The sequence below is a fragment of the Robertmurraya dakarensis genome (genome assembly GCF_900156875.1).
In the GTDB taxonomy this organism is placed as follows: Bacteria; Bacillota; Bacilli; order Bacillales; family Cytobacillaceae; genus Robertmurraya; species Robertmurraya dakarensis.
Genome location: NZ_LT707409.1, coordinates 877,397 through 892,268 on the forward strand (window position 1 = coordinate 877,397; position 14,872 = coordinate 892,268).

A 14,872-nucleotide genomic window follows, 5' to 3' on the forward strand; every position below is an offset into this window, starting at 1 on the left:
AATATTGGTCCTTCTATGGTAAGCTTTGATTTTTCAAGCATAACTCTATTGGATTTCTGTGTGCCAAGATTTTCTAAGAATGTGAGAGGAGAATGCATATGACTATTCCTAAGACTATGAAAGCTGCACGTTTTTATGAAGTGAACACCCCTCTAAAGATAGAAGAAGTACCGGTGCCTGAGATTAAGGAAGATGAGGTGCTTGTCCGCGTTAAGAGTGTCGGACTTTGCGGATCTGATATTCATATGGTTTTCGAGGGAGAAATGCGCCCGCCTTTTACTCCTATTATAATCGGGCATGAACCTTCTGGGGTTGTGGCACAAACGGGTGCTGGCGTTACCGATTGGGAAATCGGGACCCGTGTTTCGATTTATCCAATTATCTACTGTGGTTCCTGCTCTAACTGCGTGGCGGGACATAGTGAAATTTGTTATCACCAGCAAGTTCTGGGTGTTCACCGGGATGGTGCCCTAGCAGAATACATCGCGGTGCCAGCTAGGAATCTCATAAAACTGCCGGATGGAGTTCCGTTTCCAATTGGTTCTGTGGTGACGGATGCTGTTTCCACGCCCTTTCATGCACTGATTGAACGAGCTGAACTGCAGACAGGCGAATCAATTGCGATTTATGGAGTTGGAGGCTTGGGACTGCATGCTGTTCAAATTGCCAAAATTGCTGGGGCCAAACAAATCATTGCGATTGATGTGCTCGATACCCAGCTGGCAAAAGCAAAAGAGTTAGGGGCAGATGTTGTCATCAACCCTAAATTTGAAAATCCTGTAGAGGTCATTCGAAAGACTACAGGGGGAGGTGTGGATGTAGCCGCTGAATTTATTGGTTTACAGGAAACCATCAGTCAGGCGGCCGACTCTGTCAGGATGGGTGGAAGAATCGTCGTTTCTGGTGTAGGGTATGAACCGATTCAATTAATGTCAGCGGTTAAGTTTGTTCGAAAACAGCTGACTTTCTATGGTTCATATGGGCAGACAAAAAACACAGTGGAGAAGCTGATCCAACTTGTTGTAAATGGACGGCTGCATCTGGAAGAATCGATTACTCACAGATTCCAATTAGAAGAGGTAAACACAGCCTTAGAGCATCTCCATAAAAAAATTGATAATCCAACAAGGATCTTAATCGAAATGTAAAAAAATCTGGTTGCTATACCCCGCTGCATGATTGCTTTCGCATAGCGGGGATAGGGACCCTTTTTTTAATCCGAAAAATCCAGGCAGCTTCTATGTTTCAAAGAGATAGATCAGAGAAGCACAATAAAGTACCTTTAATTCGAGATATATTTATTGAATCTTTTTCACCTGAGAGGTAAAGTGATAATAACGTAAAGGTCTGAGTTAAATGAGAAAACATACACTTGATCAGTAAATTGAAAAAGGAGAAATAATTTATGTATAAGATACCTGGACATCATCATATTTCGATGATTACAAAAAACGCTAGTCAAAACAATCATTTTTATCGCAGCATTCTCGGTTTACGACGGGCAAAAATAACAGTGAACCAAGATGATCCATCCATGTATCATTTATTTTTCGGAGATAAAACAGGCAGCCCTGGCACGGAATTATCATTTTTTGAAATTCCACCAGTAGGGAGGACACATCGTGGCACAAATGCTATTACAAGAATTGGGTTACTGGTCCCATCAGAGGATAGTTTACAGTATTGGCAATCTCGCTTTGAGGAATACGGTGTTGAACATGGAGAAATTACAGAGTTTTCCAACCACACAGCCTTGCTCTTTGAAGATCCGGAAGGGCTGCGTTTCGCCCTTCTTGTTTCAAATGGAGCGAAGGTAGAGCACTGGGAAACTTGGAAAAAGTCTACTGTTCCTGCTGAACATCAAATACAAGGGATGGGCACTGTAGAAATAACGGTACGCAGACTTGATAAGTTAGCTAATACACTGACCGAATTGTTTGGCTACAAAGAAGTAAGCCGTACAGAGACGTCCGCGATTTTTCAATCGATTGAAGGAGAAGTTTTTGGAGAAATCGTTATTAAATCTCTAGATGGGCCATCTGAAAAACCAGGCCGCGGCAGTATTCATCATTTAGCCATCCGTGTAAAAAATGATCAAGAGCTGGCATACTGGAATGAACAAGTTCGAGCACGCGGCTTCCAATCATCTGGCATTGTCGATCGCTTCTACTTTAAGAGCCTTTATTTCCGTGAATCGAACGGGATTTTATTTGAAATTGCCACAGATGGACCAGGATTCACCGCCGATGGAGACAGTATCGAAACACTGGGTGAAAAATTAGTGCTGCCACCCTTTTTAGAAGACCGCAGAGTTGAAATTGAGGCAAATCTTAAACCGATTGAGGAATTTTAATTAACAAAACTTACAGTATCACAATCCAAGACATCTGGTCCCTATTCCTCACTAGATTGACGAGGCATAGGGACCATTTTAATAAACTCACATAACTCAAAAAAACCAAAAAAGGACCGTAGAGTCCTTTTTAAGAGTGGTCTTAGAAAATAATAAACATTAATACTACAGCCAATACAATACGATAAATAGCAAATGGTGTTAATTTTATTCTTTGAATCAGCTTTAAGAAGAATCTGATTGAGATAAGAGCAAAGATAAATGCACTTATGAACCCTAAAATATAAAAACCTAAATGGGAGTAATCAAGATTGTCCAAGTTTTTTAGTATCGATAGAAAACTTGCCCCTGCCATAATTGGGACGGCCATAATAAAAGTGAAATCGGAAGCTGTCTTATGGTTCATACCAAGTAAAACACCGCCTGAGATGGTCGCACCCGAACGCGAAAATCCTGGCCAAAGGGAAAGGCACTGAAACAGTCCAACCAATAATGCCTGCTTGTATGTGATTTGATCTAAAGACTGTGTAGACGGTCTCTTTGGGCCGAATTTGTCAGCAGCAATCATAAGTAATGCCCCTACAAATAGGGCATAAACGACTGTATCTGCTGAGAATAAGTGTTCATCAATGTAATCCTCGAAAAGAACGCCCAATATCCCAGCAGGCAGAAGACCAACAATAACATGAGAAAGGCGTAATTTTTGTCCGTGCTCTGGACCTTCCATTCTATATAGTCCAATGAGACTTAAAAGACGCCTCCAAAACACCACAACCACTGCTAATATAGAACCTAGTTGAATAACAATTTTGAACGTATTAGCAGATTCAGAGCCTAACACATCTTTTGTGTTTAACCACATATCATCAACAATAATCATATGCCCAGTTGAAGACACTGGTGCAAATTCTGTCATTCCCTCTACAAATCCGAGAATAACTGCTTTTAATAATTCCAAAAGTTCCATTCTTACTCCTCTATCCCTTTTTTAGTTTAGACTAGGGTATTATAACAAATTTGGAGTGCTAATACTGAGAAAATATTATTGGTTATCCCAACCTTCTTGTTTAAGTATTATTAGGATCTAGATACAATTTGTTTTTTAAAGGGAGAAACTAAAAGAATAATTTTCTATTCCCATTTAAATTAAATAGAGTTATAGTATTCTTCGTGACTATTTTTTGCATTTAAGGAGAAAAAGCTTGAACAAAGAAAATAATAAATATCAAAATCAATCGCTGTTTAGCATTACTTGGCCGCTTTTTATCGAAATTTCTCTTCATATGAGCATGGGGATTATTGCTACACTAATTTTGAGCGGTTATTCAGATGATGCGGTCGCTGGAGTAGGTGTGGCCAACCAAATTATAAATATATTTATTTTAGTATTTAACGTTACTGCCATCGGAGCGACGATTCTTATTGGGCAAAATTTAGGGGCTCAAAAATTGAATGAGGCACAGAGACTCGCTAGATCGGCAATAGGTGTGAATTTTTGGGTCGGGATTGTTATGACCCTTGTTGTGATTGCTTTTAGCGGGGTGTTCCTGAAATTATACGGACTTAGTGGTGAGATTTATGATTTTGCTTACACTTATCTAACGATTACAGGACTATCCCTATTCCTTGAAGCCATCTCATTGGCTTTAAGTGCCGTTCTGCGGAGTTATGGACATACAAAAGAAACGATGATGGTTACGGTCTTAATGAACGTAATAAGCATAACCGGTTTCTTCATTGCCATTAAAGGCTGGTTTGGACTCCCTGTTACAGGAGTTATGGGAGTTTCATACTCCATCATCGTGGCACGGATCTTCATTATTATCGCTCTCTTTTACTTTGTCTTTAAAAAGCTTAATTTGAGACTGTATTTTAAAGATGTTCTTGTCATTAATAAGTCCGATGTGAAAGGCCTGCTTTCGATTGGAGTCCCGTCTGCTGGAGAAAACCTTTCTTACCAATTTTCTCAAGTCGCTATTACTGGTTTTATTGCATTTATCGGTGATGAAACATTAACCGCTCGTATGTATATTTTAAACATATCGATGCTCTGCTTCCTGTTCACAATAGCTATTGCTCAAGGAACACAACTTTTAATTGCACGGTATATAGGTGCTAGACAATATGATCGCGCACTAAAACGTGGTCTTAAAACGTTAAAAATAGCAATGGCTGTTTCAACGATTGTATCTCTCGCGATTGCGTTAATTGGAGAGCCAATTTTAACAGTCTTTACAAAAGATCCAGTGATTATTGCCGTTGCTCTTCCCGTTCTTTGGGCTATCGTATTTATTGAACCGGGCCGAGCCATGAATATCGTTCTGATGGGTTCGTTAAAATCTGTTGGAGATGTAAGATTTCCTGTAGTGATCGGGATTATCTGCATGTGGGGAGTAGCTGTTCTCTTTAGTTATATATTTGGAATTACGCTAGGTATGGGATTATTAGGAGTCTGGCTGGCACAGGGTCTGGATGAATGGATTCGCGGCCTATTTGCCTTAAAACGCTGGATTTCTGGGTCATGGTCAAAGAAAAATCTCCTAAAACAAGCTAGTTGATATAAATTTAACAATCTCAGTCGATTCTTTTAAAAGGAATCGGCTTTTTTTATGAAAGATAAAATGAGGTTTACCACTCTTCCTAGTGAATAGTAGAAACAATGCTGATTTTTACCACTGTTACATAAAATCTCAAGTATAATTAAAATGAAACTATGTAAAATTAGGCTTTGGTGGAAAAACGAATAATAGCACAATGACCGATTTCAAGACAGCATTGTTATTCTTCAGCAAACTATTGTTAGAAATGAAAAGTTATATGAAGTGGGGTAAACAATGAAGAAATTAAAACAATATATCAAAAGGTTTTTGATCATGTTATTAGTGTTGATCGCTTTCATGTATGTTAATAACACTTCTCTTTTTACGAAAAGCAGCGCCGAGACACCGTTGTTGTTAGCTCATAGAGGATTAGGACAAACTTTCCCGATGGAAGGAATCAAGAGTGACACTTGTACGGCGGAGAGAATTTATGAACCGGAACATCCATTTTTAGAGAACACCATTCCTTCCATGGAAGCAGCCTTCGAGGCAGGGGCGGACGTGGTTGAATTTGATATTCACCCCACAACGGATGGAGAATTTGCTGTTTTTCATGATTGGACACTGGAATGCAGGACAAATGGCGAGGGTGTTACAAGGGAACATACGATGGAAGAATTGAAACAATTGGATGTCGGGTACGGTTATACTGCCGATCAAGGAGCAACTTATCCATTCCGCGGCAAAGGGATCGGGCTTATGCCTACACTAGATGAAGTGTTGACGCATTTTCCTGAAAAATCCTTTTTAATCCATGTTAAAAGTAGTGATAAGTATGAAGGGAAGCTTTTGGCACAATATCTTTCACAGTTTTCAGACACTAAATTAGAAAAGATTACGGTTTATGGCGGAGATGAACCTATTTCAGCTCTAAAAGAAAAGCAGCCTGATTTGCGGGTTATGTCTGTGGCCACGATGAAAAGCTGCTTACTGCCTTACTTGGCTGTTGGGTGGACAGGCTATGTTCCTGGAGCTTGCGAAAATACGCAATTACATATACCTGAAAAATTTGCTTCATTAATGTGGGGATATCCAAGCAAGTTCCTAAACAGAATGGAGAAAGTGAATACAAGGGTCATCTTAGTTGCAGGTGATGGAGGATGGTCAGAAGGCTTCGATAAAAAGCAGGACTTAGAACGCCTTCCTGAAAGCTACCATGGTGGAATATGGACGAATCGCATAGATCTTGTAGCCCCTATTATTAAAGAATGACTTTTAACGAATGGACAAGGTGATCACCTTGTCCATTTTTTTACATGCCTTTGAAAAGGTTATCCTGAAGCTCCTCAATGTGTTTTTGATCTGTTTGTGACAGCTGATATTCTCCATGTTGTTCCGTAGGCAAGTTCTGATCTTTTGATTGTTTATTATTAAAGCTGTTTTGATGTTCATCACCTGTTCTTTGCTTTTGAAGGGCATAGGTTGCTGCTCCAATAGCAATTGCGGCTGCAGTCGATCCCATAATCCAAGGGAGAGTATTATTTTTTCTTCTTTCAAACATAAGTCATCATCCTTTGCCTAAAATTCTAGTAGAGGAGCATCTTTATTTTTCCCTGTTTCGGCTTTTTTTTCGTGGGATTTTTAAGCATTTCTTTATGAGTGACACTTATTCATTTGAGAAATACTATAAATAAGGATTGTATAAACAAATCCTAGAAACAAAAACGCAACCTGTTATTTAATGAAGGAAATAATTCTTTTCCGAAATGGCAGGATAAACGTCCTAGTTATGCCAAGATTTACTATACACAAGTTCATTTTTCTATGTTATATTTTATTTACGCTGATTCGAACAGAAGTCAACTTCAACGAAGTTAGCGTCAGGCATTCTTAATTAAACGGAGAAGTACTCAAGTGGCTGAAGAGGCGCCCCTGCTAAGGGTGTAGGTCGGGCAACCGGCGCGAGGGTTCAAATCCCTCCTTCTCCGCCATTAATATTATATGGGATCGTATTTAGGTATCGATATGGATGATTTGACCTTATATGGCGAGCCAAGTTGACGAACTTGTAAAAACGTCAAAGCCGATAACTGGCAAACAACAAAACTCTTTCGCTTTAGCTGCCTAATCAAGCGTAAAGCGGTTCCTTCCTCCATCGCCCATGTGGTAGGATAAGGGACTCAAAATTAGTGGGCTACGCCGGATCCCGCCGTCTTGAGGGTGAAGGAAGAGAATAATCAGACTAGCCTCTTCCATGCTTGTCAGCGGGCTAAAGAAGAAGGGCGAAAAAAATTTCAGCTGACTACGCTCGTAGATGTATAAGTAATGACATCTGTAGACACCGGTTCGAATCCGGTCGGTTCCACCAAATTTGCCGGAGTAGCTCAGTCGGTAGAGCAGCACCATGGTAAGGTGAAGGTCGTAGGTTCGATTCCTATCTCTGGCACCATCTGATTACACCATTTTTTTCTTTTTTGCGATCGTGGCGGAATGGCAGACGCGCTAGGTTGAGGGCCTAGTGGGGGCAACCCCGTGGAGGTTCAAGTCCTCTCGGTCGCATTAGTCCTGCAATGTACGTGAGCCCTATATGTTTTAATCCTTACTAGTTATCCGGGATTCCAAATGAATTGATTGATGCCATGCCCGCTTGTTCGGGACTGCAGAGAATCAATATGAGGAAACCCACCTGCTTTGAGAGCGGGTTTCAAAACATCTCGGGAGAACGGCATAGGCGGGAAACTATTTTTCCTTGACATATGTTTTTATTTAAAAAAATACATACCGTTGATAGTCGGGGAGATAGCGGTGCCCTGTAACTCGCAATCCGCTTTAGCGAGGATGAATTCCTTTTCAGCGGTATGATGGACGTAGGGTTTGCCTTATATAAGCGGTGATGACCTTTGGAGTCCTCGCAACAGAATCCCATGAACTTGGTCAGGCCGGGAACGGAGCAGCCATAAGTGGTCCATTCTGTGTGTCGAAGGGTCGCTCTGAACGAGCTGGCTATATGAGTAGCACTTATGTCGTCATATCAATGAGAGGTTCAACGGTGTTAATATGTGGAGCCGTACCCAAGTCTGGCTGAAGGGGCTCGCCTGGAAAGTGAGTAGGCCGGGATACCGGCGCAAGGGTTCGAATCCCTTCGGCTCCGCCATACATAGGGAATCACAAATTTCTATCATCGAAACTTAAGGGACTCTAGGTCATCTTTTTGCAGGCTTGTTTGCACATATTTTCAATCCATTCACTATTATACCTGCCAATAAATTCTTCTTATTTATCTTTCCTTCTAAAATCCATTCAAATTATACATATTCCAATATTCTTTAGAACTAGCTTTTAAAACAATTCCTACTCAAATTCTATAAAGGTTATTAATTAATACCTATATTAAAAGCCTACTCCTTTTTCAAATTGGACACATACACTATTCTTGAGACCACCTGGTAAATCAAAAATTTCATGGAGGGAGGAATTGTTGGTATGTCCTCAGACTTAACGGAGGCAGCAATGTACTTTGAAAAAGTTATTCGTGAAAGCAATGAGTATAAAAACTTACAAAAAGTTTGTAAAGAACTAAAAAAAGATTCACAAGCAAGGCAGATTTACAATCAGATTAACCAACTAAGCACCCAATTACAGCAAAAACAAATGATGGGACAGGAAATTAAGCAGAAAGAAATTGCAGCATTACAAAATATGGAGTCTGCTGCTCAACAAAATGAAAGAATTAAACGCTTAATGGAAGCGGATTATCAATTAAACATGATGATGATGGAATTGAATAAAATTATCTCAAAACCTCTGGAAGAATTATACGGTCAACTGGTTGAAAAATAAATTCTAGGTGATGGAATATATTTATCAACTAATCTAAAAAGCTCTGCATAAGGGTAGCAGAGTTTTTTAGATTATTCATAAGGGTTTGGAAGTGCATTAGTAAATTTAATAGGCGGATAATTTCCCGCTAATGTATATAGGGGAGGGTTAAGATGTAGAAGTAAGCGGAGAAATTCCCTTTATCCTCTCTAATTAACGCAAAATCCAAAGATTTTGATCATATAACGGTAAATCTGCCCTTATTTTTAGGAAAATATCGGCATTTGCGAATTTAAGCGGAATTTTTCCCTTTATGAGTGTTTTTAATCTGAGTTTAAGCATCCTATCAACATTAAATTCCTAGAAAAGCAAGTAGAGATTTAATATTACCAAATTATAGAAAAAGTAGGCAGTCATCTATTCAGCTTATATCATGTATCCATACACTAATTGTGAACAAACATGAGGAGGAGGTAACAATGGAAAGGCAATACTTGGGGGTCACAATGATGCATGGAGGATATCCTGGTTATGGACTGGTGCATGGGGGCTATCCGTCCTATCATCACCATCATCATTTTAGTCTTGGAGGATATCCATTCCATCATCATCATCACCATTTTGGGGGTTACCCATATCATCATCAGCCATGGGTTGGTTATCGTATTGGATTTTGAACCTATTTACGTGGAAAGTGTAATGTAAGCGCTAATCAAAATAAAATTAGAATTATAAATGCCTGTAGTTTTTGTATTTATACATGCTGCAACAAAATTTTGGTTAGTAGACCAATAAAGATAAGTTTAATTAAAAACCATTCTGGGAGGAGTTAAAATATGTATCATGAATTTGCGCCTGTTCAAACGTATGAGAGTGAACAAAGGATTTTTGGCAGGAGACCATTTGGATTTGGAAGACCGTTTGGCCGACCATTCGGATTCAGAAGACCATGGGGTTTTGGTTTTGGCTTCAATCCATTTTTAGGCGGTGTGGTAGGCGGATTATTAGGTAGTGCACTGTTAGCACCTTATTATGGTTATGGCTATCCATATTATGGTTATGGTTATCCGTATTATTGGTAATTTGTATTTTACATGACTTGTCTTAAATAAGAAATCTTCCAGAAGGAAGATTTCTTATTTTAAGTTCGGAAATCCCTGCTGACGTAATGCTTCATATACCAATATTGCTGTTGTACTTGAAAGGTTCAGTGATCGAACATGATCATTCATTGGTATTCTCAAGAAATGCTCTCTATTTTCTTCTAGTAAATCTTTTGGTAAACCGGTCGTTTCTTTTCCAAACATAAAATAATGTTCTTTTGAGACATCACTGAAATCAAAGGATGAATGGGTTGTCTCACCAAACGTTTCAATATAGTAAAACTCACCTTGGTTTCTTAAGAAAAAGTCATCTAATGAGTCATAATATGTTACGTTTACAGATTCCCAGAAGTCTATACCAGCTTTTTTTAACATTTCTGGATCTGTTGAAAAGCCAAGCGGACGGATTAAATGTAAGGCTGTATCCGTTGCAGCACAAGTAAGCGCGATATTTCCGGTATTAGATGGTATATCTGGTTGATATAGTACAACATGTATTGCCAAGAATGGTCACCTCTATTTTTCTTTTCCAACCAAATTATAGCATACAAATTGTTTGTATATAACTCTCCTTCAGGCATGTTAACACTCTAGGGGGAGAAGTACCTGATAGACCATCAACGTTCATTTGCAGTCCGAGTTATTTAGCTGAACAAATTAGCCAAATATTTAGAGCCCAATAATTTGGAGGGTGCCTTACGGACATAAACATGCTATAAATATAATATAGTATTTTAAAAATTTTTCAGGTAAGGAAATACTAGAAGATGCAATACGAATGTAAGGTGATAAATTATGAATGAATTGGGAAACTATTTAAAGGAATTAAGAGGTAAAAAATCAATAAGAGAAGTAGCAAAAGAAGTAGGAATAAGTCATACTTACCTAAGTACATTAGAAAAAGGTAAAGACCCAAGAACAGGATATGGACGAAAACCGTCTATAGAGACATTACAAAAGTTAGCCATAGGGTTAAACGTTTCTTATTTAGAATTGCTGCAACTAGTGGGGTATCTATAATTAGTAACCGGCAGTTTAATTAGAATGCCCAGACTATGTTGATAAGCCAGACTAATGAATATTAACAAAGCCATGCACCAACTAATAACTCGGATGGTGCATGGCACCCGATCCAGCAATTCTTTATTTTCTGTTTTAGCACCATCCACAATCTTTCCCGCAATAACAATATGCTCCTTTAATAAATCTATAGGTTTGTTCCAGCTTCCTCTCCATATACTGGTTTTACCGCATTCCCGATAACCTCCTTATTTTTCAGAAGCCTAATCAGTACCTGTTGTTGATCCTCCGATCCTGCGGTTTCTGCGCTTGTAATATAATTTCTTGACCACAATACAAGATCAAAAAAATATTTTTATAAAAAGAATAACTTTATTCTTAAAAAAACAATAAACAGCTTATCTGGATGGATTAATTTTCTAGCAGTTAAGGTCAGAAAAATTAGAATATTAATTCCACGGACAGAAATAGAGTTTAATAGACGTACTTTTTAGGATAAACAATAAGCGGAGGATAACAGAATACCATGAAAGAACATATATTTAGGAAAATAAAAATCATCATTCTTGATGAGGTGGTAAAGAAATCTTCTATCATTATTGACATGGAATCTAATCAACAAATCATAAGCTTAACTCAACCGATTCTTGAGAATCTAAAGATTGAAACGGAATTTTATGTGAGAAAAAATAAATTAATTGATGAAGATGAACTTGAAAAATTAAGGGAGATCTTCCTACCTTAGAGAATTGAAATGATTACCTACAAGATCGACATTGTCATTTCCAATCACGCAGTCAGCTAAAAGGGGGACAATCAAAGAAAACAAGGAAAATGCAGCATACTGCATTATCCTTTAATAGATAAAAATGGTAAAATAAATAAGACTTAGCCTTTTTTCTTGGAAGCCCTTAAAGGGGTTTCTTTTTTATTAGAAAACAAACAGAGCCAGTTTTTTAAAGATTGAACAATAATTTTAAAATGGAAGGAAGGAAAAGGGTAATTTCAATAGAGTAGATAAAGAGTCAACATACATATACCCGCAAGACTAAAGGAAAAGTGAAAGGAGGTACAGAATCATGAAACTAGCAAAAAAAGACACTATTCCAATAAGTGCAATTAGAGAAAAACGCATGGATGCCATCTTTGATTGGTTCGAACAGCATCAACAATGGTTCTATACGCTTGGTTGGTTTTATCTTAGGAATCAACAGCAAATGGAAGAACTTTTTTACAAGTCTATTTTAAAAGTCCACCAGGAATTGCCGCGTTTTAAAGGAGACTTATCTTTCGAAACATGGATTCGTTCTATTTTCATCCATATTTGTCGGGAACTTTCTAATGATAAAAGTGTACAAGTTTCAGAGAAGGTTGAACCACGTCAGGGTTTATTTAAAGCATTGGCTCAGTTGAATCGGGATGAGAAGGAAGCGTTAATTCTTACATATGTTCATAAAACTCCTAAGGAAGAAGCAGCCTTTCTTCTCCAAGTTTCAGAAGAAAAGCTGAAAGAACTTCTTTTTTCTGGGATCCAGTCACTTCGAAATGATATTCAGGGAGGCTCAACCTTTAATGGCTGCAAGGAGTACCACAAGGATTATATAAATTATTTAGAAAGAACGATGGAACGGCCGAGAAAGATAGATTTTGAGATACATATTTATCATTGTCCTGACTGTCAGGAGGATTTGGGTACTTTTCAGGAAGTCATGTTAGATCTTAGTAAAAGAACTGAAGAGTTACATATGCCATCAGGCTTTATGGAGAAAGTTAAAGACAGGCTTGCGGAAAAGGAAAATCTCAGACAACAGAAGCATAAGAAACGGAAAAGAACGGGTCTTGTTTTTACAAGTGTTATTGCTTTATTACTGGGAATTGGCTATTTCACTGGGGTTTTTACGAATGTTTACTATTCATGGACAGAAGAAGATCATGAATTGCGTTCCTTTCTGCAACAGGGCTTGGGTGAAAGGCTGAACCTGGTAGATGAAAGCGATGGTGTGAGGATTAAGATTAAGAGTGTCATTTCTGATGACGTTCAGACGCTTGTTTTTTATGAAATAGAAGATACAGAAGAAGACAATCAATATGTGCTGAATTATCAAGATGGAGTATCTGTTAAAAACGAACATGAAATCATGAACCGTGAAACTTATCAAAGGTATGTTCCGCCTGATCTTGAAACGGAGCTAAATAAAAAAGAAAATAACGTTTTTCATGGGAAAATTAGTTTGCTGCCACTCAGAGAAGATAACGGGACAATTAAACTTCAGATCACAAAGCTGCAGAAATTGATTCCTGAATCCTCTGACCACCAAGATGACTTTAGGCCTTACGGGAACACGCAATATGAAACAGGGGAGTGGAATTTCGAGATCCCGGTAACAAAACATGATTCTATACAATATGCTTTGGACAAAAGGTCAGAAGTAGAGGGGATCCCGATACGGTATGATAAACTTATCATTGCTCCAACAGCGACGATTCTGCAATATAGCATTAGCAACGAAAGACCAGGGAAGATGATTGACGTGCTTACCTTTGACAATGTAGAAGTCAACAATAGAATTGTGAAAGCAGATCAATATGGCAGTTCTTTTTTACATTCACAGTATGATATGAATTGGACTGCTTTCCAAGCTCATTTTGCCCCTCTTTTTGGAGTAAAGCCTGAGGAGATCAATGTTCAATTACAAACTGCTCAATTAAGGTTTGAAGACCAAAAAAGCATTGAACTTGATGCTTCTCAAGAATATCCACAAACCTTTGAATATGCGGGCAGTACCATCTCCATCGACAAAGTGGAAGTCGGAATGCCTTCCAAAGTGGTTATAAGCAATCACGACATCGAAAATCGTTCCTTTCAATCGCTTCACTTCGACATTGTCGGTGAAAATGAAAATGAACCTCGTTCAATGGAGATGCATACCGAAGGATTACTCGTTGATAAAAACGGAGTTGCATACGATATGAATAAAAAACCTATCCCCTACGAAGAAATTGAGCTGCCCCGATATTATGTTACAGTTGAAAGAGTCTTAATATATAATCACGAGTCACAGGAGAACGAAGTGGTGCCTAAAAGTCTAAATATTTATGGATACACTTCCTTACACTACGTGGATGATGTTGTGAAAATTTCTTTGGAATAAATAAACTAGCTAGTTTAGCAGAAAGATGATTCTGTTGCACTAACGTGACAAAATTGGAAAAGGTGTATTAACCTTATTAACCAAAAAGGTGAAACTATCAATACAGTTTTTGAGTCTTACATTTGAAAATCAGGGCATTTCTTCAAAAAGGGGAGATGCTTTTTTTTCTGGAAATTATAGTGTTAACGATGCATGTTGGTGAAGAAGGAAAAAGATTTTTATATAAACCTTATAATTTATTGCCATAATATGTTACAATTAGTGTAAAATTACACTTTTTTCACACTGAGAGAGTTGAAGGCGAGGTATTCATTAAAAATTAGAGTTGTTAGGTAATTGCGAATATGAAATCTAAGGTGTCATAGGTCAAATAGGATGGTTAGGAGGTGTGCAATATAGATAAATTCACAAAATGGTTTATAACTTCATTCATATTGGGGATTGTAGGGTTAACAGCAGTATTTTTCGTAGAAGACATTGCAAGAGTGACTGGTGAAATGAAACGAGGTATATTATTAGCTTGTACTATAACTATATTCATATTAACCTTATTTTCTATATTTAGTCTGTTTAAGGCTAATTCAAATAGAAACAAAAATGAAATAGTTTTTTCTGCATTTGCCGCCATAATTCCTTTGTCAGCTTTAATCATAAATGGGTTAATTTTTACTGTTTATTTTGTAGGAAAATAGTGTAAGGGAATGTACTTAACTAAAGGGATTGTTTGTGAACTTTGATGATGTAAATGTAATTACAACGATTTGCTCTATTGTTGCGATGGAATCTGTTCTCATTGCCTTAATGAAGCCCGTCTTCCTTTATTGCTGAGAAGGTTTTGGTTCTCATCCCCAAGATGAAGCCCGTTTCTTTCTCTTGCAGTGATAG

14 protein-coding genes, 4 tRNA genes and 3 other RNA genes are annotated in these 14,872 nt (G+C 38.0%); 18 read left to right on the top strand and 3 right to left on the bottom strand.

Annotated elements, in window-relative coordinates; genetic code table 11:
• Nucleotides 1-98 precede the first annotated feature (98 nt).
• Together CZ487_RS13270 and CZ487_RS13275 are read left to right on the top strand one after the other, a co-directional pair.
• The gene (locus CZ487_RS13270) at nucleotides 99-1,148 is read left to right on the top strand and encodes a zinc-dependent alcohol dehydrogenase (RefSeq protein WP_077212624.1); all 1,050 of its coding nucleotides are present in this window, start codon (nucleotides 99-101) and stop codon (nucleotides 1,146-1,148) included.
• Nucleotides 1,149-1,405: 257 nt separating this feature from the next.
• On the top strand, nucleotides 1,406-2,353 hold the full coding sequence (locus tag CZ487_RS13275) for a ring-cleaving dioxygenase (RefSeq protein WP_077212625.1): 948 nt from the start codon (nucleotides 1,406-1,408) through the stop codon (nucleotides 2,351-2,353).
• 142 nt (nucleotides 2,354-2,495) lie between these two features.
• Here the strand turns inward: CZ487_RS13275 and CZ487_RS13280 are convergent, their stop codons facing one another.
• A complete protein-coding gene (locus CZ487_RS13280) occupies nucleotides 2,496-3,320 on the bottom strand; it encodes an undecaprenyl-diphosphate phosphatase (RefSeq protein ID WP_077212626.1) in 825 nt (274 codons plus the stop codon).
• A gap of 235 nt (nucleotides 3,321-3,555) precedes the next feature.
• On the opposite strand from CZ487_RS13280, the gene CZ487_RS13285 reads away from it, so the two are divergent.
• Nucleotides 3,556-4,911 carry an MATE family efflux transporter gene (locus tag CZ487_RS13285; RefSeq protein ID WP_077212627.1) on the top strand — a complete coding sequence of 452 codons (1,356 nt, stop codon included), beginning with the start codon at nucleotides 3,556-3,558 and terminating at the stop codon, nucleotides 4,909-4,911.
• Between the two features lie 276 nt (nucleotides 4,912-5,187).
• Nucleotides 5,188-6,165 (top strand): glycerophosphodiester phosphodiesterase family protein, encoded by a 978-nt coding sequence (locus CZ487_RS13290; protein ID WP_077212628.1) that lies wholly within the window; start codon nucleotides 5,188-5,190, stop codon nucleotides 6,163-6,165.
• A gap of 40 nt (nucleotides 6,166-6,205) precedes the next feature.
• Here the strand turns inward: CZ487_RS13290 and CZ487_RS13295 are convergent, their stop codons facing one another.
• Complete coding sequence (locus CZ487_RS13295; RefSeq protein ID WP_077212629.1) at nucleotides 6,206-6,454, bottom strand: hypothetical protein; 249 nt, start codon at nucleotides 6,452-6,454, stop codon at nucleotides 6,206-6,208.
• Nucleotides 6,455-6,793: 339 nt separating this feature from the next.
• Here CZ487_RS13295 and CZ487_RS13300 point away from each other — a divergent pair.
• From CZ487_RS13300 to CZ487_RS13345, 10 genes are all read left to right on the top strand, one after another.
• A tRNA-Ser gene (locus tag CZ487_RS13300) sits at nucleotides 6,794-6,884 on the top strand.
• Between the two features lie 12 nt (nucleotides 6,885-6,896).
• Nucleotides 6,897-7,261: a transfer-messenger RNA gene (gene ssrA, locus CZ487_RS13305) on the top strand.
• A gap of 5 nt (nucleotides 7,262-7,266) precedes the next feature.
• Nucleotides 7,267-7,342 (top strand) — tRNA-Thr (locus CZ487_RS13310).
• Between the two features lie 27 nt (nucleotides 7,343-7,369).
• Nucleotides 7,370-7,452, top strand: a tRNA-Leu gene (locus tag CZ487_RS13315).
• Nucleotides 7,453-7,635, top strand: a non-coding RNA gene (gene ssrS, locus CZ487_RS13320) — 6S RNA.
• 40 nt (nucleotides 7,636-7,675) lie between these two features.
• An RNA gene (gene ffs, locus CZ487_RS13325) (signal recognition particle sRNA large type) lies at nucleotides 7,676-7,942 on the top strand.
• Between the two features lie 12 nt (nucleotides 7,943-7,954).
• Nucleotides 7,955-8,047, top strand: a tRNA-Ser gene (locus tag CZ487_RS13330).
• Between the two features lie 329 nt (nucleotides 8,048-8,376).
• Complete coding sequence (locus CZ487_RS13335) at nucleotides 8,377-8,733, top strand: YlbF family regulator (RefSeq protein ID WP_077212630.1); 357 nt, start codon at nucleotides 8,377-8,379, stop codon at nucleotides 8,731-8,733.
• A gap of 458 nt (nucleotides 8,734-9,191) precedes the next feature.
• Nucleotides 9,192-9,389, top strand: a complete 198-nt coding sequence (locus CZ487_RS13340; RefSeq protein ID WP_077212631.1) for a hypothetical protein — start codon at nucleotides 9,192-9,194, stop codon at nucleotides 9,387-9,389.
• Between the two features lie 159 nt (nucleotides 9,390-9,548).
• The gene (locus tag CZ487_RS13345; RefSeq protein WP_077212632.1) at nucleotides 9,549-9,794 is read left to right on the top strand and encodes a hypothetical protein; all 246 of its coding nucleotides are present in this window, start codon (nucleotides 9,549-9,551) and stop codon (nucleotides 9,792-9,794) included.
• Between the two features lie 54 nt (nucleotides 9,795-9,848).
• On the opposite strand, the gene CZ487_RS13350 is transcribed toward CZ487_RS13345, so the two are convergent.
• A complete protein-coding gene (locus tag CZ487_RS13350; protein ID WP_077212634.1) occupies nucleotides 9,849-10,319 on the bottom strand; it encodes a tRNA (cytidine(34)-2'-O)-methyltransferase in 471 nt (156 codons plus the stop codon).
• A gap of 291 nt (nucleotides 10,320-10,610) precedes the next feature.
• Between CZ487_RS13350 and CZ487_RS13355 the strand changes: the two genes are divergently transcribed.
• The 4 genes from CZ487_RS13355 (at nucleotide 10,611) to CZ487_RS13370 (ending at nucleotide 14,679) form a co-directional block, all read left to right on the top strand.
• Nucleotides 10,611-10,835 (top strand): helix-turn-helix domain-containing protein, encoded by a 225-nt coding sequence (locus CZ487_RS13355; RefSeq protein ID WP_077212635.1) that lies wholly within the window; start codon nucleotides 10,611-10,613, stop codon nucleotides 10,833-10,835.
• Between the two features lie 526 nt (nucleotides 10,836-11,361).
• Entirely contained in the window at nucleotides 11,362-11,580 is a 219-nt protein-coding gene (locus tag CZ487_RS13360) for a hypothetical protein (protein ID WP_077212637.1), read from the top strand.
• Nucleotides 11,581-11,914: 334 nt separating this feature from the next.
• Nucleotides 11,915-13,987 (top strand): DUF4179 domain-containing protein, encoded by a 2,073-nt coding sequence (locus tag CZ487_RS13365; protein ID WP_077212643.1) that lies wholly within the window; start codon nucleotides 11,915-11,917, stop codon nucleotides 13,985-13,987.
• Between the two features lie 386 nt (nucleotides 13,988-14,373).
• Nucleotides 14,374-14,679 (top strand): hypothetical protein, encoded by a 306-nt coding sequence (locus tag CZ487_RS13370; RefSeq protein WP_077212645.1) that lies wholly within the window; start codon nucleotides 14,374-14,376, stop codon nucleotides 14,677-14,679.
• Nucleotides 14,680-14,872 lie beyond the last annotated feature (193 nt).